Genomic DNA, 18068 nt, shown 5'->3' on the forward strand with positions numbered 1-18068 from the left:
GCGCGCTCGCCGAGGGCGACGAGCGCGGTCGGGCCGACGAGGTGGCCGACGGCGACGGAGAGGCCGACCCGATCGCCCGGATCCAGCGGCGGTACACCGAGGGAGAACTCACCGAGGCCGAGTTCGAGCGGGCGCTGGAACGCGAGCTCGGGGACAAGGAGACCGACGGCGGTGACGACCGCGAGGGCGACCGCGGAGGGGCGAGCGCGGAGCGCTCGCTGTCAGGGCGCCAGCGCTAGCGGAGTCGGCGGGTCGGCGGTCGATCAGGCGAACGCCCGGAGGATACCCGCCCCGTCCGTGCTCCGGCCGAGGTCGGGGAGCGTGGCGCGCTCGGGGTGCGGCATCAGCACGGCGACCGACTCGCGCTCGCCGAGGACGCCGGCGACGTTGTCGGTCGAGCCGTTGGGGTTGGCCGCGTCGGTGACGTTCCCGTCGGCGTCGCAGTAGCGGAAGAGCACGCGGTCGTCGGCGACGAGGTCGGCGTGGGCCGCCTCGTCGATCTCGAATCGTCCCTCGCCGTGTGCGATGGGGACCTCGATGACCTCTCCCTCCTCGTAGGCCGCGGTCCAGGGCGTGTCCGCGCGCTCGACGCGGAGGTGGACGGGTTCACACTGGAAGCGCGCGGAGGCGTTCGTGGTGAACGCGCCGTCCGTGAGCCCGGACTCGGAGCCGATCTGCGCGCCGTTGCAGACGCCGATCACGGGGACGCCGTCGGCGGCGGCCTCGCGGACCTCCTCCATGATCGGAGCGCGGGCGGCCATCGCACCGGCGCGGAGGTAGTCGCCGTAGGAGAACCCGCCGGGGAGCACGATCCCCTCGGCGTCGGCGGGGAGCCCGTCCTCGTGCCAGACGCGTTCGGCGTCGACGCCGACGTGCTCGAGCGCGCGGACCGCGTCGCGGTCGCAGTTGGAGCCGCCGAACTGGACGACGGCGACCGTCACGCCGACCACCCCGCGTGGGCGGCCGCGATCTCCGAGCCGGTGACGATCGGCGTCGTCTCGACGACGGCGACCGTCATCGCTCCGCGACCGCGACCTCGTAGTCGTGGATCGTCGGGTTCGCGAGCAGCCGCTCGGCCATCTCGTCGGCGCGGTCGGCGGCCTCGTCGGCGTCGGCGGCGTCGAGGTCGACCTCGAACCGGTCGGCGGACCGGAGGTCCGACAGCTCGAACCCGAGGCGTTCGAGGGCCTGCTGGGTCGTCTCGGCCTCCGGATCGAGGACGCCCCGCTTCAGGCGGACCGTCACCGTCGCGGTGTATGCCGTCATGTCCGGTAGTGCGGAGTCGTGTGTAAAAACCGTTTTGGAACGTCTTTTATATCCACGTTCATGGATATGTACCGGTCGATCGGCGTAGTCGGAGGTGCGGCGCGGAGCGAAAGGGGCAAACCCCTCCGTGTTCTCCACCGAATGTATGCAGCCGCTCGAACCATCGGAGGTGATCGTCGCATGACCCGCGAACTGACCGAAATCACGGTCGTCGGAGGAGACAAGACCGGACTCATCGCGCGGGTCACCTCCCTGCTGTTCGAGCGGGGAATCAACATCGAGGACCTCGACCAGGCGGTCCGCGAGGGCGTCTTCCGGATGACGACCCGCGTCGACGCCTCGGAGATGGACACCTCTCGCGGCGAGCTCCGCCGCGCGCTCGCCGAGCTCGGGCGCGAACTCGGCGTGGACATCCAGGTCCGGTTCCCGAGCGACCGCGACGCCCGCCGGATCGCGCTGTTGGTCACCAAGGAGACCCACGCGCCAGAGGCCCTGCTCGAGGCCGAGGCCAACGGCGACCTCGCCGACGACGGCGAGGAGGCGGAGATCCCGGTCGTGATCGGTAACCGCGGGGACCTCCGGTCGCTCGCGGAGCGCTACGACAAGCCCTTCTACGACGTTGGCGACGGCAACGGCAACACCGACGAGGAGCGTCTCCTCGACCTGCTGGCCGAGTACGACGTGGATCTGATCGCCCTGGCCCGCTACATGCGCATCCTCTCGCCGGAGGTCGTGTTCCGCTACGAGGGTCGGATCATCAACGTCCACCCCTCCCTGCTGCCGGCGTTCCCCGGCGCGGAGGCGTACCGGCAGGCGAAGGACGCCGGCGTCCGCGTCGCCGGCGTCACCGCCCACTACGTGACCACCGACCTCGATCAGGGGCCGGTGATCGCCCAGCGCGCGTTCGACATCCCCGCGGGCGCCGACGTCGCCGAGATCAAGCGCCGCGGGCAACCCCTCGAAGCCGACGTGCTGCTCGACGCGGTCCGACTCCACCTCGCGGACGCGATCGCGATCCACCGCGGGACGGTCCACGTCCGCGAGGACGCCGACGTCGACGCCCAACTGGGGCTCAGCGAGGCCGCGATCGACGCGAACCCGGACGAACCCGTCGACGGGGAGCCGCTGTCCCGCTCGGGGACGCCGACCGCCGAGAGCGACTGAGCCGTTCGGTGCGGGCGCCGCGCCCCCAAGCGCCCGTCTCTTTACGTCCCCCCGCCCCGTATCAGTGCCCATGCAGCCGCAGCGGGCCCTCCGCCGATTCGTCGCCGACGCCAGCGCGGTCGTGCGGAGCGACGAGCGGATGATTCTGCTCTTCTTGGTGCTCCTGTCGGTCGTCGCGCTCGCCGTGTTCCTCCACTATACGGTGTCGCTCCTCAACGGGCTCCCGGAGGTGATCCCGCCGGAGGCGCCGGCGCCGGGGTCGGGTGGCGGTTAGGAGTCCTCTATCGCCCGCTGCACTCGGTCGTGGAACGCCCGGAGCGCCGCCGACTCGTCGTCGGCGAGCACCGCGTCGGAGTCGGCGAGCGTCGCGAGCCCGAAGGCGAGGGGGGTCGGCGAGTCGACCGTCCGATCGACGACCGCGAGGTCGCCGGCGGCGATCCGCTCGACCACGTCGCGGATCCGGGGCGCGTCGAGCCGGTCGTCTAACAGTTCGCGGTACGTCTCCTCGATCACCGCGAAGTCGTCGAGCCCCTCCGCGAGCGAGAGCAGCGTCTCGGCGGACACCTGCTGTTCGGCGGCGGACTTCTCGTACCCCTTGTACCGCTTGAGGATCATGAGCGAGCGCGTCGCGTTGATCCGGAAGTAGCGCTGGAGGAGGTCGGTACCCCCCAGCGCCGCCCGGAGGTCGTCGCGGACGGCCGCGGGGTCCAGGTCGCGGAGGATCCCCGCCACGTCGACTTTGCGGTTCAGCGGGAGGACGAGACTGAACCCCCGGTCGGCGACCGCGACCGTCGGCTCGGCGTCGGTCCGGGCGGCGCACTCGGCGGCGACCAGCCGCGAGAGCCCCTCGTTGAACCGCCGGCCGTACGTCGCGTGGACGTGGAACCGCCGCTTGTACGCGTCGCGGTCGAGCACCTCCTCGACCGCGAGCCGCGACGGGGTCGACACGCTCTCGGCGCCCGCGTACGCGACCTGCTCGTCGTAGGTCCGGGTGATCGCCCGCACCGCGTTCCCGTCGATCGGGAGCTCCCGCAGCCAGCCTCGGACCGCGGGCGGGCCATCGCGCGTCAGCCTGTCGAGCAGGTCGCCCTGAAACGCGAGCACCTCCGCCGCGAGGTCGGCCGACAGGGGGAGCCGCTCGGCGTACCAGGTGGGCACGGTCGGCCGCTCGTCCGTCCGGTCGGCGTACACCTTCGAGCCGCGCCGGTAGCGGAACGCGAACCGCTCGCCGCCCAGCGCGAACACGTCGCCCGGCGCGAGCGTGTCGAGGTAGTTCTCGTCGAGCGTCCCGACCGGCTCGCCGTCGCGGGTGACCACGTCGCAGCCGAACGAGTCGGGGATCGTCCCGACGTTCGTCATGTAGATGACCCGCGCGAGCCGACCGCGCTTCCCGACGAGCGTCTCGCCGACCGGATATTCATCGTAGTGGTGTTCGCCGTCCGGCGGGTCGTTCGCGTCGCGCCACACCTTCGGGTAGACGTTCCGCTCCGTCAACCCCTCGTAGTCGCCGGTGAGGTACCGCATGAGCCGCTCGTACGCGTCCGCGCCGAACGCGCGGTACGGGTGCGCCCGCCGGAGGACCTCGCGGATCTCCCGGTCCGGGCGGACCCCGTTGATCGCCATCCCGTAGACGTGTTGGGCGGCCACGTCGGCGGCGCCCTCGGGGAGCGACACGCCGTCGACGAACCCCGCCTCGGCGCGCGCGAGCATCGCCGCGCACTCGACTAACTCGTCGCGGTCGAGCGCGAACACCCGCCCCTCGACGGTCTCGCCGGGGCTGTGGCCCGCCCGCCCGACGCGCTGGAGCAGCGCCGCGACCGACTTCGGCGACCCCACCTGGACGACCAGGTCGAGGTGGGGCATGTCGATGCCGAGTTCGAGGCTCGTCGAGGTGGTCACCACGTCCAGCGTCCCCGCCTTCAGCCCCGCCTCGATCCGGGTGCGCTGGCTCTCGCCGAGGCTCCCGTGGTGACAGCCCGAGTCCGACTCGTCGTAGTCGAACCGCTCGCGAAGCTCGCGGAGGGTGCGCTCGGCGCCGGACCGGGAGTTCGCGAACACCAGCGTGTTCTCGTGGTCCTCGATCAGGTCGCGGAGCGCGTCGTAGAATCGGTCGGTGACGACCGAGTCCGGCGTGTGGATGAGGTCGGCGGCCGGCGTCCGGAGCCGCAGGTCGAACTCCCGGCCGAACCGGGCGTCCACGACCTCGCAGTCGCGCGTGGCGAACCCCTCGGCGTCGCCGACCGCGCCGTCGACGCGCTCGCGACCGACGAGGAAGTCGGCGACCTCGTCGAGCGGCTCGACCGTCGCGGAACAGCCGACCCGTGTCGGTGAGCCGTCGGCCAACGCCGTCAGCCGCTCCAGCGACACCGAGAGGTGCGTGCCGCGCTTGTTCCCCGCCAGCGCGTGGATCTCGTCGACGACGACGTACTCGACGGCGCGGAGCTTCTCCCTGAACCGCGGGGCGTCGAGCAGGATCGCCAGCGTCTCCGGCGTGGTGTTGAGCACGTGCGGCGTCTCCTCCAGCATGGCCCGCCGGTCGGCCTCGCTCGTGTCGCCGTGCCGGATCGCTTGCCGGACGCCGGGGTCGGCCTCCCCGTCTTCGTCCGGTCCGCCCCCGGACGCCGTCTCCGCCGCGATCCCGTCGAGCGGCGCTTCGAGGTTGCGCTCGATGTCGTTCGCGAGCGACTTCAGCGGGGAGACGTAGAGGCAGTAGACGGCGTTCTCCAGTTCGCCGGCCCGCTCGCGCGCGAAGAGGTCGTCGAGGACCGCGGTGAAGGCGGCGAGCGTCTTCCCGCTCCCCGTCGGGGCGGCGACGAGGCAGTTCTCTCCCTCGTCGACGCGGGGGATCGCCCCGCGCTGTGGCGGGGTGAACAGGCCGCCGTTCTCGCCGACGTGCGCGGCGAACTCCGAGACCCACCACCGGCGGACCGGCGGCGAGAGCCGGTCGAGCACGTCGGCGTCGGGGAGCGGAACCGACTCCGGGTCGAACTCCACGGCGGGCGCGTCCTCGCCCGCGAGGGCTTCGCGGAGGAGGGCTCGCGCGGACGGCGACGGCTCGGCCTCACTCCCGGCCGCGCCGCCGTCCGTGCGTTCGCTCACTGTCGGTCTCTGGGCGCGGCGCGGGAAATCGGTTACGTCGGGAGCGACGTGCGCCGCCGGTGGGTCGGGGCACCCGAATTCGCGAGGTTCGTCCCGGTTTCGCCCGAACCGGCCGGTTTATCCGGGATCCGCCCGTGGCGCCGCACGTATGAGTGGAACCTCGGCGCCGGCGGAACGGGAAATCGACCGGAACCTCTTCATCACCGTCTCGGGACCGCCGGGGTGCGGCGCGACGACGCTCGTGGAGGGGATCGCGGCCGCGCTCGACTGCGGCTACGTCTCCGGCGGCGAGCTGTTCCGGGAGATCGCCGCCGAGCGCGACATGAGCCTCTCGCAGCTGATCGCGAAGGCCGGCGAGTCCGAGGAGATCGACCGCGCGCTCGACAAGCGACTCCGCCGAATCGCCGAGAAGTGGGGGACCGCGAACAAGGCGTTCGTCCTCGAGTCGCGGCTCGCCGGCTGGATCGCCGGCAACCGCGCCGACATCCGGATCTGGCTCGACGCCGCCGACGAGGTGCGCGCCGACCGCACCCTCGACCGCGAGGAGATGACCTCGGAGATGCAGGTCCGCGAGGTGATCGAAGAGCAGCGCTACCAGTCGTACTACGGGATCGACCTCTCGGACCGCTCCATCTACGACCTGGCGATCAACACGGGGCGCTGGGACGCCGAGGCGACGCTTGATCTGGCGCTCACGGCGATCGAGGGGTACGACGTGGAGTCCGACGAGGGGGCGTTCGACACGCCCGACTTCGAGATCTGAGGCGACTGCCCCGCGCTCCGCCGTCCCCGTCGGCTCGGAGCGCTCGCGACCGTGCTCGTCGGTGTGGTCGAACTCGGCGACCCCCGCCGGTGGCGCTCAGACCACGACGGACCCGAACGGGTACGCCGGCGAAGTCGCGGTCCAGACGGTCCCAGAGCCGATGTCGACGAGAGACACGCGGTCGTCGTCGTAGTGAGAGACGGCGAGTTTCCCCTCGCCCACCGGGGTCGCGACCAATCCGGGCGCCGGCGTCTCGACGACGGCGCCGTCGATCGATCGGAGCCCGGCGGCGCCCGCGTCGAGCACCCACCACTCGCCGCCGATGTCGAAGACGTCGACGGGGCGCGAGAACCCCTCGTGGACCGCGATCGGCTTCAGGCTCCGGTCGAACTCGTGGACGACGCCGTCGCCGCGGCCGGGGACGAGCACGCGGTCCGCGGTCGCGACGAGGTCGTACGGGTCGGCGCCGACCGTCGCCTCGTCGCGGATCGGCGCGGCGGCGGGCGAAGCCGACCCCTCTCCGACGTCGAAGGCGACCACGCGAGCGCCGCGCTGGTCGACCGCGTAGCCGCGGTCCCCGTCGGGAGCGAGCGCGACGCCCTGCACGCGGGCGTCCGGGCCGGCGTCGATCGCGCGGACCCGCTCGCGGCGGCCGGTGTCGACGACGTCGACGACGCCCTCGCGGCGGCTTCCGGCGTAGAGCCGATCGCCGCTCGGGGCGACCGCGATCTCGTGCGGCTCCGCGCCGACGGCGACGCGGTCGACGAGCGTCAGGGACTCGGGGTCGATGACGGCGAGGGCGTCGCCGGCGGAACAGGAGACGTAGAGCTCGCCGTTCGCGGTCGCGAAGTGCGACGGCCCCAACACGCCGGTGTCGACCCGGGCCACCTCGCCGTTCGGGTCGATCGCGGTGACGGCGCGCTCGCCCATGGTCGCGACGACGGTCCGCCCCCGACACGTGGTCGCGTGGACCGGGTGGCTCCCCACCGGGACCTCGCCGAGCCGCTCTCCGGTGTCGAGCGCGAACAGCGCGAGGAGGTCGTCCCCCTCGCAGGGGACCGCGAGGACGCGGTCGACGGGCGCGTCGTCCCCGCGCCCCTCCGGTCCGGCGTCCGTCCCGGTCATCCCGTACAGGAGAAGTCGCCGCCGCCGTCGTCGCCGCCGACGCTCCCCTCGGTCTCGACCACGACGTCCGTCGCCGTCTCGACGGGGTACCGCCCGCGGTCGCCGTCGGCGTTCGCCCACTCGCCGAAGCCGCCGTCGTACAGCCGCACGTCCTCGAAGCCGATCGCCTTCAGCGACAGCCACGTCGAGGTCGGGTCCACGTTGTCGTCGCCGTAGACGACGACGGTCCCGCTCCGGTCCAGCTCGGCCTCCACCTCGTACAGTCGGACGAGCCGACCGGGGTCGGTCATCCGCCGGCCCGCGACGTTCCCGACCCAGTGCACGTCGACGGCGCCCGGGAGGTGGCCGTGCCGGTCGTGGTCCTCGCGCAGGGCGTCCGAGCCAGGGGCGGCGAGGTACGCCTCCGGCACTCGCACGTCGACGAGCCCCGGCCCGTCGCCGTTGAACGTCCCGACGCGGTCGGCGAGCCACTCGCGGGTGACCCACGTCGACGACGCGGGATCCGGGTCGTAGTCGGTCGGTGAGACGCGGTCTCGCGATCCCGTTCCGAGCCGGCCGTTCCACGCGGAGAGCCCCCCGTTGAGAACGCGGATCGACCCCTCGTGTCCGATCGCGGCGAGCGCGAACGCGACGCGGGTGACCCGCGACCCCACGCTCGCGCCGTAGACGAGCACGTCGTCGTCCGGGGCCACGCCGATCTCGCCGAAGGCGGCCGCGATCGCGTCGGCGTCGGGCGCGTCGCCCGCGTCGGTCGACTCGCGGGCCGTGATCGCCTCGAACGGCACGCGCCGGGCGCGGTGGATGCGCTCCTCGCGGAAGCGCTCGGCGTCGCGAGCGTCGAGCACGACGGCCTCGTCGCGGTTGTCGGCGAGCCAGCTCGGCCCGACGAAGTGGCCCACGTTCCCCGACACCTCGCTTCGCGCCGCCACGTCGGCGGGGGTCGTCACGCCGAGACAGCCGGCCGTGCTCGCCGCCCCCGCGACGGTCGCGCCGGCCGCCGCGCGCAACAGGCCGCGTCGGGTCGGGTCCTCGGCGGGGGCGGAGTCGCCGCCGTCGGGGGATGAATCCTTCCCCGTCATCTACCCGCAGTAGCAGTGGTCGCTCATACCGCCGCGAGGCGTCTCACGGCTAAAGCCTCCCCGGACGCCTCGTTCGTTGCCCCGTGTCCCTCGTAGGGGCAAGTGTTACGGCAGGCTCCGACCCGAGGGAGCCGTTACCGTCTCCGGCGGCCCTTTAGGGCCGGGAGCGGTGTTGACGGACAATGTTGCTGTCGCCCGTCGCCTACGTCGGCGTCTCTATCGCGGTCGGGTTGTCGTTCGGGGTCCTGTTACAGAAGGCGCGGTTCTGTTTCGTCAGCGCCTTCCGCGACTTCGTCGCGTTCAAAGACACCCGCGTCCTGAAGGGGTTGCTCGCGGGAATCGCGGTGATGACCGTGTTCTGGAGCGTGCAGGCCACGTTCGGCTACTTCCGCGGCTTCTGGACGCCCGCGTGGGGGCTCGGCTCGCTGTTCGGCGGCTTCGTCTTCGGGCTCGGGATGACCCTCGCCGGCGGCTGCGCCTCTGGGACTCTCTATCGGGCCGGGCAGGGGTACCTCCAGTTCTGGCTCGTGCTCCTGTTCATGTTCGTCGGCTACGTCCTGTTCGCGTTCGCGTTCCCCGTCGCCGAGACGTACTACTTCGCGACGCTGAACCCGTTCGAGGGGCGGACGCTGTACCTCTCGCTGCCGTTCTCGCCGGCCGTCACCGGGGTCGGCGCCGTGGGGGTCGGCACCATCGCGTACGCGTTCGTGACGGGTCGCAGTCAGCTCCCCGACGATCCCTCCGGCGGGACCGGCGTGGGCGCCGACACCCGCGCGCAGGCGGCGATCGGCGCCTCCCGAACCCTCTCGGCCGTCTCCGTCGGGCTGCGCGGCATCGCCGACGGGACCGTCGAATACGTCCGCGCGCTCCGCGACGACGACCGCCCGCTGAAGGTCCGGTTCCGCGACTCGTGGGACGCGCGGACCGCCGGCGTGGCGATGGCGCTCGTCGCGAGCCTCTGGTTCGCCGTGCACGGCCACTGGGCGATCACCGGCAGCGAGGCGCGCTGGGCCGGCTACCTGCTCGCGGGGGCCGGCTTCGACGTGGCGAGCGTCGAGTACTGGGGCTCGATCCTGTTCCGCGACGGCGACATCTCGCTGACGATCGACATGGTGATGATCGCGTCGCTCATCGTCGGCTCGTTCATCGCGGCGTACGCCTCCGGCGACTTCCGGATTCGCAAGCCGAAGCTGAACCGGGTACCGAACTACGCGATCGGCGGCCTCCTGATGGGCGTCGGCTCGCGGCTCGCCGCCGGCTGCAACATCGCGAACCTCTTCTCGGGGATCGCGCTGCTCTCCGTGCACTCCTTCCTCGCCGGCGCCGGGATCATCCTCGGCGTCTACGCGATGACCCACTACATGTACCGCGAGGTCGGCTGCGCGATTTAACCAGCGCTCTCGATCGGCGTCGGATTTCTTGGCCGATCGGCGGCTGCGCGGGTGTCGGAGCTATGGGGCGCTTCGGGCCCCGCTCCCGCAGCACCGCACCGCGGTATCACTACTGACCCAGCGTCGACGCCGTCCGGCCGGGAAGCCACTCGAAGGTGAGAAAACGGCGAGAGAACCGACCGTCGCTCAGGCGTCCGCCGCGGCGCCCGTCTCCAGCTCGAAGTCCCACTCCTCGTAGCCGCCGGCCATGCTGGCGACGAGCACGCCGTCCTCGACACCCTCGTAGCTGCTGATCAGCATCGCGGCCTGCTTCGACGACTGACCGACCGGACACGCGCAGACGACGTCGGTGTCGTCCCAGTCGATGTCGGGGACGCGCGATGGGAGATCGCCCAGCGGGACGTTGATCGCGTCCGGGATGTGGCCCTGCTCGTACTGCGCGGGCGGTCGCGTGTCGATGACGCGAACGTCTCCCTCCTCGACGCGCTCGTGGACTTCCTCGGGGGTGAGTTCCTCGACCATGGTTACTCCTTCCGCAGGAAGATGCGGTAGCGACCGTCGCCGGACTTCCACACCTTCGCGGTGGCGTCGTCGCCGACCGCCTTCGGGACGTTCTCCGTGCTCGGGACGTGGTCGGTCTCCTGGACCAGCACGTCGCCGGGGGAGAGTCCCGCGATGGACTTCTTCGCCTCGACTTGGGGATACGGACAGACCTCGCCGGTCATGTCCTGTATCTCGGTCGCGTCGTCTACGAGCGCCTCGGCGGTCTCGTCGTCGAGCTCGTCGGGCATCTCGACGACGTCGTCCCACGATGGTTGACTCATGCGAAACGGGTACGCATCTGCCTCGGTAACCCCTTTCGTGACCGGCAGGCTTCTCCCGTATCTCTGACGGCCGATCGCCCCGAACGACCGCGATAGCCGCCGGGAACGCCGTTTCCGTCGGACTCTTATTGAGGACCGCGCTACGAGACCCATGAGCGAGTACGCCGTCGACGAATCGACCATCTTCGAGACGCCGCTCCTGGCGCTCGATCTCGACATCGAGTCCGACGCGGCCGTGTACGCGAAAGCCGAGTGGTTCAACCTCTACGACGCGCCGCACGGCGGCGGTTCGATCAAATCGCGGATCGCGAAGGGGATGTTGGACGGCGCGGAGGAGCGCGGCGCCCTCGACCCCGGCGACACCGTTATCGAGCCGACCTCGGGCAACACGGGTAGCGAGGTCGCGCGGCTCGCGAGCGCCCGGGGGTACGACGTGGAGATCGTCATGCCGGACAACGCCGCGGGCGGGAAGGTCGACGCGGTCCGCGACGCCGGCGCGGAGATCCACTTCGTCGACGCCAACCGCGGGTACGACGCGGTGATCGAGCGCTGCGAGGAGATCGTCGCCGCGGACCCCGACGCCTACTACCGACCGAACCAGTACGAGAACCCCGACAACCCCGGCACGCACGAGCGCACGACCGCCCGCGAGATATACGAGGCGACCGGCGGCGAGGTGACCCACTTCGTCGCCGGCGTCGGCACCGGCGGGACGATCACCGGAACCGGGCGCGGGCTGACCGAACTGACCGACGGCGCGGTCGAGATCGTCGGCTTCGAGCCGGACGAGCGGCTGCACGCCATCGACGGGCTGAAATACCTCAAGTCGGGCGATCACTACCACCCCGACACGTACGACGAGTCGGTCCTCGACCGGACGGAGTACGTCACGACCGGGGACGCGTACGACCGCGCGCGCGCACTCCGAGAGCGCTATCTGGACCGCGAGATCGCGATCGCGGACCTCGGCCAGCACGACGAGCCGACGGTCCGCGACCACCTCCGGGTCGACGACCAGTTCGTCGTGGGCACGTCCGCCGGCGGGGGCGCCGCCGCGGTCGCGGGGCTCGACGAGGCTGGCGCGCTCGCGGACGACGACGTGGTCGTGTTCATGCTCTGCGACCGCGGCGACAAGTACGCGGACATCCCGCTCTGGGAGGAGTACTTATAGGAGAGCGCCGCCGGCGGTCGGTCGTCGTCAGCGACGGTCCCCGTCTACCGATCTTCTCCCGGTCGGCTACCGGCCGCCGCTGGCGGCGGGGATGACCCGGACCTGCGCGTCGTCGGGTACGTCGGCGTCGAGGCTGTCGACCGGCGTTCCCTCGACGTAGACGTTGATGAACTCCATGATCTCGCCGTCCTCGATGACGCTGTCTCTGAGCTCCGAGCCGTGCTCCGCCGCGTGGTTCTCGAACAGTTCGCGGACCGTCTCGCCGTCGACTTCGACCTCCGACGTCGAGGATCCTCCGACCAGCACGGCCGGCAGTTTAATCGTAGCCATACCCGCAGTTCGCCATCCGACTGAAAAAGGGGTCCGTCGACGGCAAGCTCCACCCCGGTCTAACACGCGACGTTCGGCGGGGAAACGGAACGCATCGGTCGGCTCCGCCGACAGACGGCGACGCGCGGCGGGGTCGCCCCGTCGTGAGGCTCCGTCGACCGGTCGTGCGCGGCGATCGCATCTCCGAGAAGGCGGCAGTACCTCTGACGGACGGCCGCCTTATCAGGATCCGGTGTGTAACGGCTCCAAATGAGCGATCTCGACCTCGATCCGACCCAGCTCGACCGGTACTCCAGACACATCATCATGGACGACGTGGGGCCGGAGGGACAGAAGGCCCTGCTCGACGCCGAGGTCCTCGTCCTCGGCGCGGGCGGGCTCGGCGCGCCGATCATCCAGTACCTCGCGGCCGCCGGCGTCGGCACGCTCGGGATCGCCGACGACGACGAGGTGGAGCTGTCGAACCTCCAGCGGCAGGTGATCCACGGGAACGACGACGTGGGGCGCAAGAAGGTCGACTCCGCCGCCGACTTCGTCGAGCAGCTCAACCCGGACATCGACGTGCGGAAACACGAGCTGCGCGTCCGGCCCGACAACATCGAAGAGCTGATCGAGGGCTACGACTTCGTCGTCGACGGCACGGACAACTTCGCGACGCGGTACCTCGTCAACGACGCCTGCACGCTCGCCGGCGTCCCCTTCTCGCACGGCTCCATCTTCAAGTTCGAGGGGCAGGTGACGACGTTCGCGGGCGACGACGACTCGCCGTGTTACCGCTGTCTGTTCCCCGAGGCGCCGCCGGCCGGGATGGTCCCGAACTGCGCGACCGCCGGCGTCCTCGGCGTCCTTCCCGGCACCGTCGGCTGTCTGCAGGCGACCGAGACGGTCAAACACATCATCGGCGAGGGCGAGACGCTCGACGGATCTATGCTCTTCTTCGACGCGCTCGACATGGAGTTCGACAAGGTGGAGATCCCCAAGCGCGACGACTGTCCCGTCTGCGGCGACGACCCCGCCATCGAGTCGGTCCACGACGTGGAGTACTCCGCCTCCTGCGCCATCGACGTCGGCGGCGACGAAGACGGCGACGAGACGAATCCCGAGATCGAAGCCAGCGACTGAGGTGCGCGATCGGGGGGGCGGGAACCGGGACCGTTCGGGCTCACTCATCCTCTGCTCCGCCCGACTCTTCCCCTGTCCGCCCGACTCACCCGTTCGCCTGGCCGAAACGCTGAGGGCCTTCCGACGACAACTTGCGGGACGTATGCCTGCCACCGACGCGGACCCGCCCGACCTGTACGTGGTTCGCAGCGAGGTGAACCCCGACTGCGAGTACCACTGCGACGCGCTCGCGTCGCGGTTCCCGACCGCCACCGAGATCGATTTCGTCGCCGGCGAACGGGTCCCGCTCGACGAGGCCGACGGCGTCGTGTTGACCGGAAGCACGGCGGGCGTCTACGAGGCGGAGAGCCGCCCGTGGATCGCCGACCAGGAGGCGCTCGTGCGCGAACTCGTCGATCGAGAGATCCCGACGCTCGGCGTCTGTTTCGGGCATCAGGTGGTGAACAGCGCGCTCGGCGGCACCGTCGAGGAGGTCGGGACCACCGCGACGCTGGTCGAGGCGAGCCTAGACGACGACCCCCTGTTCGACGGGGTCGATCCGGTGGTCGTCTCGCTCCACGGCGACGCGGTGACCGAGTTGGGAGCGGGTATGGAGGCGATCGCCTCGGCGGACCACGCCCGGATATTCGGGAGCCGTCACCGGACCGCGCCGCTGTGGACCGTCCAGTTCCACCCGGAGATCACCGCCGAACACCGCGAGACCCTGCGCGAACAGTTCGACTGGGCCCCCGAACGGTTCTCCTTCGACGACGTCACGCCGGGGCAGGTGTTCGAGAACTTCGAGGCGCTCGTCGCGGAGGCGGCGCCGCGAACGCGGACGGGCCCCGGTCGCTGACGGTCTCCGCGCGGATCGGCATCGACGATGGGTCGTCCTACCGCTCGCTCCGAACCGAGACGGTCTCCTGTTCGAACTCGTCGTCGTCCCCGCGCCAGCGCCAGGAGCCGACGAACGGGTAGCCGTCCAGCGCGCAGATGACGTACGAGTGGTCGGGCCACGTCGCCCGCGCCGCGTCGGTCTCGCTCGGGTGGGTCGGGCCGGTGGGGTGCGAGTGGTAGAACCCGACCACGTCGAGCCCGTCGTCTTCGATCGTCTCGATGAGCTCGAACTGCTCTTCGGGGTCGATCAGGTATCGGATCTGGGGCGTTTCAGCGACGTTTTCGGCCCGATACGTGTCGGTGACGACGCTCGGCTCCCCGTCGTCACCGTAAGTACCCGCGAGGACGCCGCAGATCTCCGCCTCGCCGCCGCCGTACGCGTGGTAGACGATGTCGTCGTACACCGCCCGAGAGAGCTCGATCATGGGTGAACCCTGACGGCTCCGCCCGATAAGTCCGTCTCGACCGGCAAGCGACGCGTCTCGTCCGAGGTAGCGGCAGCGGTTGACCGGCGCGGTGGGTTTTTACTGCCGCCTCCGGAAACGCCGCCATGAGCGACACTGCGGCCGAATCGCCCGCGCCGACCGCGGACGAGGCGCTCCACACGACCCTCGAGATGCCGTTCGACGACGCGGTGCCGTTCGTGCAGATCGAACACGAGCTCGCCGACTTCGAGACGGTCCGCGTCACCCGCCTCGACGAGATGATCGAGGGGATGCTCGGCCACGACGACGTGGAGCGGACCGCGCTGATCGTCGTCTGTCACCCGGAGATCGCACACGACGCGCTCTCGATCGATCCGACGCTCGCGGGAATGTTACCGTGCACCACGCTCGTGTACGAACGCGAGGGCGACGATCTGGTCCACGTCCATCACGTGTCGGCGACGAAGGCGATCCGGGACCTCGGCTGCGCGCCGGGCGACTGCGGCGACGCCGTCGACGACCTCGTCGAGAAGACGGGCGAGCTGATGACCGTCGTCTGGGAGAACATCGAAGAGCACGGGCGGTAGGGCGCGACCCACGCCGACACAGAGCGGCAGCCCTACACCCCTTCGACGCGCCGCAGTGTCTCGCGCACGTCGCCCGGGGTGGCGTACGGCCCGCCCCGCACGCGGTGGTCGGGGAAGAGAATCGGAATCGGATTGTCGCGGAGCGCGCCGGTCACCAGTTCGAGATCGTCGGGGTCGTCGGCGTCGAGCGCGGCCAGCCGCGTCAGCCGGCTGACCGAGACCTCCTCGCCGTACGGGATCGTGTCGAGCGCTTCGAGGACCGCCCTGCGGTCGGTCGGCACCGTGAGCCCGGTCGCGACGTCGTCGAACGTCTCGCGCTCGCCCCCGAGGTACGCCGCGATCCGATCGAGCAGCTCGTGGTCCGCGGTCGCGTCCGCCGGCGCCGTCGCCGGGAACGACACCGAGATGACGCGACCGCCGGCGAAGCCGACCTCGACCGCTCGCTCGATCTCGTCGAACTCGCGGGCGAAGACGCCCGATGTCCCCGTCGTGTTCATACCCGTGCTCCGTGGTTGCGACGGTTAAATCGACGGGAAGCGCCCGCCCGGTGCCGCGATCGCGAGCGTCGCTCACCGGCCGACCAGGGAGCGCCTCGCCGCACGGAGACGACCGCGCCCGCAAGTCTTATGAACAGATACGTGCATTAGTGTACACTAATGGAGGATCAAACCGAGCTGGCCCCGGCGGTCAGATCGATCCTGTCGGCGGCCCGCGACCGGGCGGCCGAGGGCCGATCCGGCGAGGTCGCCGTCGAGCCGCGCGGTCTGCGCGCGGCGTTCGACCGGGCCGAGGACGACGGGCGCGTCCCCGTGATCGCAGAGGTGAAGCCCACGAGCCCGACCACCGAGGGCACTCGCGAGGACGATCCGGTCGCGCTCGCGGAGGGCATGGTGGCCGGGGGCGCGGCCGCGCTGAGCGTGCTCACCGAGCCGGCGCACTTCGGCGGGAGCGCCGAGGTGCTCGAACGCGTGCGCGAGGCGGTCGACGTCCCCGTCCTCCGCAAGGACTTCGTCGTCGCGGAGTCGCAGCTCGACGCCGTCGAGAGCGACGTGGTCCTGCTTATCGCCCGGTTCGTCGGCGATGACCTCCCCGACCTGCTCGCCGCCGCGCGCGACCGCGGCTTCCAGGTCCTCGTCGAGGTCCACGACCGCGACGAGCTGGAGCGCGCGGTGGACGCGGGCGCGACGATCGTCGGCGTGAACAACCGCGACCTCGCCGAGCTGGTCGTCGACCTCGGAACCTTCGAGTCGGTGGCGCCCCACGTCCCGGACGAGGTGACCCTGATCGCCGAGAGCGGGATCGGCTCGCCCGACGACGTTCGACGGATGCGCGCGGCGGGCGCCGACGCGCTCCTCGTCGGGAGCGCGATCATGGACGGCGACGTGACGGCGAACACGCGGGAGTTGGTGCGGGCGGAGCGCGCGACGGAACACCAGACGTGACTACGGAGCACACGACATGAGCGAGACCGACACACGGACGACGGACGAGACGGAGAGCACGCGACGGCCCGGCCGCGAGCGGGGCCGCGACGACGGGAAGTTCGGGCGCTACGGCGGCCAGTACGTGCCGGAGGCGCTGATGCCCGCGATCGGGGAGCTCACGGACGCCTACGAGCGCTACGTCCTCAACAACGAGGACGGGTTCATGGACGAGTTCCGCGAGCGGCTCGCGGAGTTCGGCGGCCGGCCGACGCCGCTCCAGCGCGCCGACCGGCTCTCCGAGCGCTACGACCGCGAGGTGTTCCTCAAGCGCGAGGACCTGCTTCACGGCGGCGCGCACAAGTTGAACAACGCGCTCGGGCAGGCCCTGCTGGCGAAGTACATGGGCAAAGAGCGCATCATCGCCGAGACGGGCGCCGGCCAGCACGGCACCGCGACCGCGATGGCGGCCGCCCACCTCGACATGCCCTGCGAGATCTACATGGGCGAGCGCGACATCAACCGCCAGCGCCCCAACGTCTTCCGGATGAAGCTCAACGGCGCCGAGGTGAACCCGGTCACCGCGGGACGGGGGACGCTGAAGGAGGCCATCTCGGAGACGATGCGCGACTGGGCGACCACCGTCGAGAACACCCACTACGTCATCGGCTCGATCGTCGGCCCGCACCCGTTCCCGGTGATGGTCCGCGACTTCCAGGCGGTCATCTCCGAGGAGGCGCGCGAGCAGTCGATCGAGAAGACCGGCGGCCTCCCGACCGACGTGGTCGCCTGCGCGGGCGGCGGATCGAACACCATGGGCGCGTTCGCCGACTTCGTCGACGACGAGGCGGTCGATCTGCACGCGGTCGAGGCGGGCGGCTCGACTCTGGAGGTCGACGAGGAGGCGGGCGTCGCTCCGAACTCGGCGTCGCTGTACACGGGCGAGGAGGGCGTGCTCCACGGCGCGCGCACGAAGCTCCTGCAGGACTCCGACGGGCAGATCATGGAGAGCCACTCGATCTCCTCCGGGCTCGACTACGCCGGCGTCGGCCCCGAGCTCGCGTGTCTCGTCGACGAGGGGCGGGTGAACCCGGTCGCCGTCGACGACGACGCGGCGCTCGAGGGGTTCCACCGCCTCTCCTCGACCGAGGGGATCATCCCCGCGCTGGAGACCGCGCACGCGTTCGGGTTCCTCGAGGAGCACCACGAGGACCTCGGCGAGCGCGTTGTGGTGAACGTCTCCGGGCGCGGCGACAAGGACCTCGACGCCGCCATCGAGGAGACGGATAAACGCGACATCGACGAGGCGCCCGACATGTCGATGTTCACGGGGGGGATCTGAATGGTGGAGACGGGCAACTCGGCCGCGATCGCCGAGGCGTTCGCCGACGGTCCCGCCTACATCCCGTACCTCGCCGTCGGCGA

The 18068-nt window shown here is 71.0% G+C and carries 20 protein-coding genes and 1 pseudogene; 11 read left to right on the forward strand and 10 right to left on the reverse strand.

The window, feature by feature from the left end; genetic code table 11:
• Positions 1-239: pseudogene (locus DJ69_RS08830) on the forward strand (hypothetical protein); the annotation flags it as partial.
• 24 nt (positions 240-263) lie between these two features.
• Here DJ69_RS08830 and purQ read toward each other — a convergent pair.
• On the reverse strand, positions 264-941 hold the full coding sequence (purQ, locus tag DJ69_RS08835; protein ID WP_099255295.1) for a phosphoribosylformylglycinamidine synthase I: 678 nt from the start codon (positions 939-941) through the stop codon (positions 264-266).
• 73 nt (positions 942-1014) lie between these two features.
• Positions 1015-1266, reverse strand: coding sequence for a phosphoribosylformylglycinamidine synthase subunit PurS (purS, locus tag DJ69_RS08840; RefSeq protein WP_004045690.1), 252 nt, complete (start codon positions 1264-1266; stop codon positions 1015-1017).
• A 180-nt stretch (positions 1267-1446) separates the two neighbouring features.
• On the opposite strand from purS, the gene DJ69_RS08845 reads away from it, so the two are divergent.
• Together DJ69_RS08845 and DJ69_RS08850 are read left to right on the forward strand one after the other, a co-directional pair.
• Entirely contained in the window at positions 1447-2430 is a 984-nt protein-coding gene (locus tag DJ69_RS08845) for a formyltetrahydrofolate deformylase (RefSeq protein ID WP_099255277.1), read from the forward strand.
• 70 nt (positions 2431-2500) lie between these two features.
• A complete protein-coding gene (locus DJ69_RS08850) occupies positions 2501-2704 on the forward strand; it encodes a hypothetical protein (protein WP_099255278.1) in 204 nt (67 codons plus the stop codon).
• Here DJ69_RS08850 and DJ69_RS08855 read toward each other — a convergent pair.
• Positions 2701-5529, reverse strand: coding sequence for an ATP-dependent helicase (locus tag DJ69_RS08855; protein ID WP_099255279.1), 2829 nt, complete (start codon positions 5527-5529; stop codon positions 2701-2703). The two genes, DJ69_RS08850 and DJ69_RS08855, sit on opposite strands and share 4 nt — an antisense overlap.
• Before the next feature lie 148 nt (positions 5530-5677).
• Here DJ69_RS08855 and cmk point away from each other — a divergent pair, with 148 nt between their 5' ends.
• Entirely contained in the window at positions 5678-6292 is a 615-nt protein-coding gene (gene cmk / locus DJ69_RS08860) for a (d)CMP kinase (protein ID WP_099255280.1), read from the forward strand.
• 96 nt (positions 6293-6388) lie between these two features.
• Here cmk and DJ69_RS08865 read toward each other — a convergent pair whose 3' ends face one another.
• Both DJ69_RS08865 and DJ69_RS08870 read right to left on the reverse strand, forming a co-directional pair.
• The gene (locus DJ69_RS08865) at positions 6389-7417 is read right to left on the reverse strand and encodes a YncE family protein (RefSeq protein ID WP_099255281.1); all 1029 of its coding nucleotides are present in this window, start codon (positions 7415-7417) and stop codon (positions 6389-6391) included.
• Positions 7414-8496 (reverse strand): sulfurtransferase, encoded by a 1083-nt coding sequence (locus tag DJ69_RS08870; protein WP_099255282.1) that lies wholly within the window; start codon positions 8494-8496, stop codon positions 7414-7416. The genes DJ69_RS08865 and DJ69_RS08870 overlap by 4 nt, the downstream gene beginning before the upstream one ends.
• A gap of 182 nt (positions 8497-8678) precedes the next feature.
• Here DJ69_RS08870 and DJ69_RS08875 point away from each other — a divergent pair, with 182 nt between their 5' ends.
• Positions 8679-9887, forward strand: coding sequence for a YeeE/YedE family protein (locus DJ69_RS08875; protein WP_099255283.1), 1209 nt, complete (start codon positions 8679-8681; stop codon positions 9885-9887).
• Between the two features lie 186 nt (positions 9888-10073).
• Here DJ69_RS08875 and DJ69_RS08880 read toward each other — a convergent pair whose 3' ends face one another.
• Entirely contained in the window at positions 10074-10409 is a 336-nt protein-coding gene (locus DJ69_RS08880; protein WP_099255284.1) for a rhodanese-like domain-containing protein, read from the reverse strand.
• A gap of 2 nt (positions 10410-10411) precedes the next feature.
• The gene (locus DJ69_RS08885; RefSeq protein ID WP_099255285.1) at positions 10412-10711 is read right to left on the reverse strand and encodes a sulfurtransferase TusA family protein; all 300 of its coding nucleotides are present in this window, start codon (positions 10709-10711) and stop codon (positions 10412-10414) included.
• 151 nt (positions 10712-10862) lie between these two features.
• On the opposite strand from DJ69_RS08885, the gene DJ69_RS08890 reads away from it, so the two are divergent.
• Positions 10863-11882, forward strand: a complete 1020-nt coding sequence (locus DJ69_RS08890; RefSeq protein ID WP_099255286.1) for a PLP-dependent cysteine synthase family protein — start codon at positions 10863-10865, stop codon at positions 11880-11882.
• A gap of 66 nt (positions 11883-11948) precedes the next feature.
• On the opposite strand, the gene DJ69_RS08895 is transcribed toward DJ69_RS08890, so the two are convergent.
• On the reverse strand, positions 11949-12212 hold the full coding sequence (locus tag DJ69_RS08895) for a MoaD/ThiS family protein (RefSeq protein ID WP_099255287.1): 264 nt from the start codon (positions 12210-12212) through the stop codon (positions 11949-11951).
• A 249-nt stretch (positions 12213-12461) separates the two neighbouring features.
• Between DJ69_RS08895 and ubaA the strand changes: the two genes are divergently transcribed.
• A complete protein-coding gene (ubaA, locus tag DJ69_RS08900) occupies positions 12462-13334 on the forward strand; it encodes an SAMP-activating enzyme E1 (protein ID WP_099255288.1) in 873 nt (290 codons plus the stop codon).
• A 142-nt stretch (positions 13335-13476) separates the two neighbouring features.
• Positions 13477-14169, forward strand: a complete 693-nt coding sequence (locus DJ69_RS08905; protein ID WP_099255289.1) for a type 1 glutamine amidotransferase — start codon at positions 13477-13479, stop codon at positions 14167-14169.
• A 37-nt stretch (positions 14170-14206) separates the two neighbouring features.
• On the opposite strand, the gene DJ69_RS08910 is transcribed toward DJ69_RS08905, so the two are convergent.
• Complete coding sequence (locus DJ69_RS08910; RefSeq protein WP_099255290.1) at positions 14207-14635, reverse strand: desampylase; 429 nt, start codon at positions 14633-14635, stop codon at positions 14207-14209.
• A 125-nt stretch (positions 14636-14760) separates the two neighbouring features.
• Between DJ69_RS08910 and DJ69_RS08915 the strand changes: the two genes are divergently transcribed.
• Positions 14761-15222 carry a DUF302 domain-containing protein gene (locus DJ69_RS08915; protein WP_099255291.1) on the forward strand — a complete coding sequence of 154 codons (462 nt, stop codon included), beginning with the start codon at positions 14761-14763 and terminating at the stop codon, positions 15220-15222.
• Between the two features lie 32 nt (positions 15223-15254).
• Here DJ69_RS08915 and DJ69_RS08920 read toward each other — a convergent pair whose 3' ends face one another.
• Positions 15255-15719, reverse strand: a complete 465-nt coding sequence (locus tag DJ69_RS08920) for an MGMT family protein (RefSeq protein ID WP_099255292.1) — start codon at positions 15717-15719, stop codon at positions 15255-15257.
• A 159-nt stretch (positions 15720-15878) separates the two neighbouring features.
• On the opposite strand from DJ69_RS08920, the gene trpC reads away from it, so the two are divergent.
• Both trpC and trpB read left to right on the forward strand, forming a co-directional pair.
• Entirely contained in the window at positions 15879-16664 is a 786-nt protein-coding gene (gene trpC / locus DJ69_RS08925) for an indole-3-glycerol phosphate synthase (RefSeq protein WP_099255293.1), read from the forward strand.
• A gap of 16 nt (positions 16665-16680) precedes the next feature.
• Positions 16681-17985 carry a tryptophan synthase subunit beta gene (gene trpB / locus DJ69_RS08930; protein ID WP_099255294.1) on the forward strand — a complete coding sequence of 435 codons (1305 nt, stop codon included), beginning with the start codon at positions 16681-16683 and terminating at the stop codon, positions 17983-17985.
• Positions 17986-18068 lie beyond the last annotated feature (83 nt).

Source organism: Halorubrum persicum (assembly GCF_002727125.1).
In the GTDB taxonomy this organism is placed as follows: domain Archaea; phylum Halobacteriota; class Halobacteria; order Halobacteriales; family Haloferacaceae; genus Halorubrum; species Halorubrum persicum.

Coding starts and splice junctions, on each gene's coding strand:
- purS (WP_004045690.1), bottom strand. CDS start 1,266: ATGACGGCATACACCGCGACGGTGACGGTCCGCCTGAAGCGGGGCGTC.
- DJ69_RS08845 (WP_099255277.1), top strand. CDS start 1,447: ATGACCCGCGAACTGACCGAAATCACGGTCGTCGGAGGAGACAAGACC.
- DJ69_RS08850 (WP_099255278.1), top strand. CDS start 2,501: ATGCAGCCGCAGCGGGCCCTCCGCCGATTCGTCGCCGACGCCAGCGCG.
- cmk (WP_099255280.1), top strand. CDS start 5,678: ATGAGTGGAACCTCGGCGCCGGCGGAACGGGAAATCGACCGGAACCTC.
- DJ69_RS08865 (WP_099255281.1), bottom strand. CDS start 7,417: ATGACCGGGACGGACGCCGGACCGGAGGGGCGCGGGGACGACGCGCCC.
- DJ69_RS08870 (WP_099255282.1), bottom strand. CDS start 8,496: ATGACGGGGAAGGATTCATCCCCCGACGGCGGCGACTCCGCCCCCGCC.
- DJ69_RS08875 (WP_099255283.1), top strand. CDS start 8,679: ATGTTGCTGTCGCCCGTCGCCTACGTCGGCGTCTCTATCGCGGTCGGG.
- DJ69_RS08880 (WP_099255284.1), bottom strand. CDS start 10,409: ATGGTCGAGGAACTCACCCCCGAGGAAGTCCACGAGCGCGTCGAGGAG.
- DJ69_RS08885 (WP_099255285.1), bottom strand. CDS start 10,711: ATGAGTCAACCATCGTGGGACGACGTCGTCGAGATGCCCGACGAGCTC.
- DJ69_RS08890 (WP_099255286.1), top strand. CDS start 10,863: ATGAGCGAGTACGCCGTCGACGAATCGACCATCTTCGAGACGCCGCTC.
- DJ69_RS08895 (WP_099255287.1), bottom strand. CDS start 12,212: ATGGCTACGATTAAACTGCCGGCCGTGCTGGTCGGAGGATCCTCGACG.
- ubaA (WP_099255288.1), top strand. CDS start 12,462: ATGAGCGATCTCGACCTCGATCCGACCCAGCTCGACCGGTACTCCAGA.
- DJ69_RS08905 (WP_099255289.1), top strand. CDS start 13,477: ATGCCTGCCACCGACGCGGACCCGCCCGACCTGTACGTGGTTCGCAGC.
- DJ69_RS08910 (WP_099255290.1), bottom strand. CDS start 14,635: ATGATCGAGCTCTCTCGGGCGGTGTACGACGACATCGTCTACCACGCG.
- DJ69_RS08915 (WP_099255291.1), top strand. CDS start 14,761: ATGAGCGACACTGCGGCCGAATCGCCCGCGCCGACCGCGGACGAGGCG.
- DJ69_RS08920 (WP_099255292.1), bottom strand. CDS start 15,719: ATGAACACGACGGGGACATCGGGCGTCTTCGCCCGCGAGTTCGACGAG.
- trpC (WP_099255293.1), top strand. CDS start 15,879: ATGGAGGATCAAACCGAGCTGGCCCCGGCGGTCAGATCGATCCTGTCG.
- trpB (WP_099255294.1), top strand. CDS start 16,681: ATGAGCGAGACCGACACACGGACGACGGACGAGACGGAGAGCACGCGA.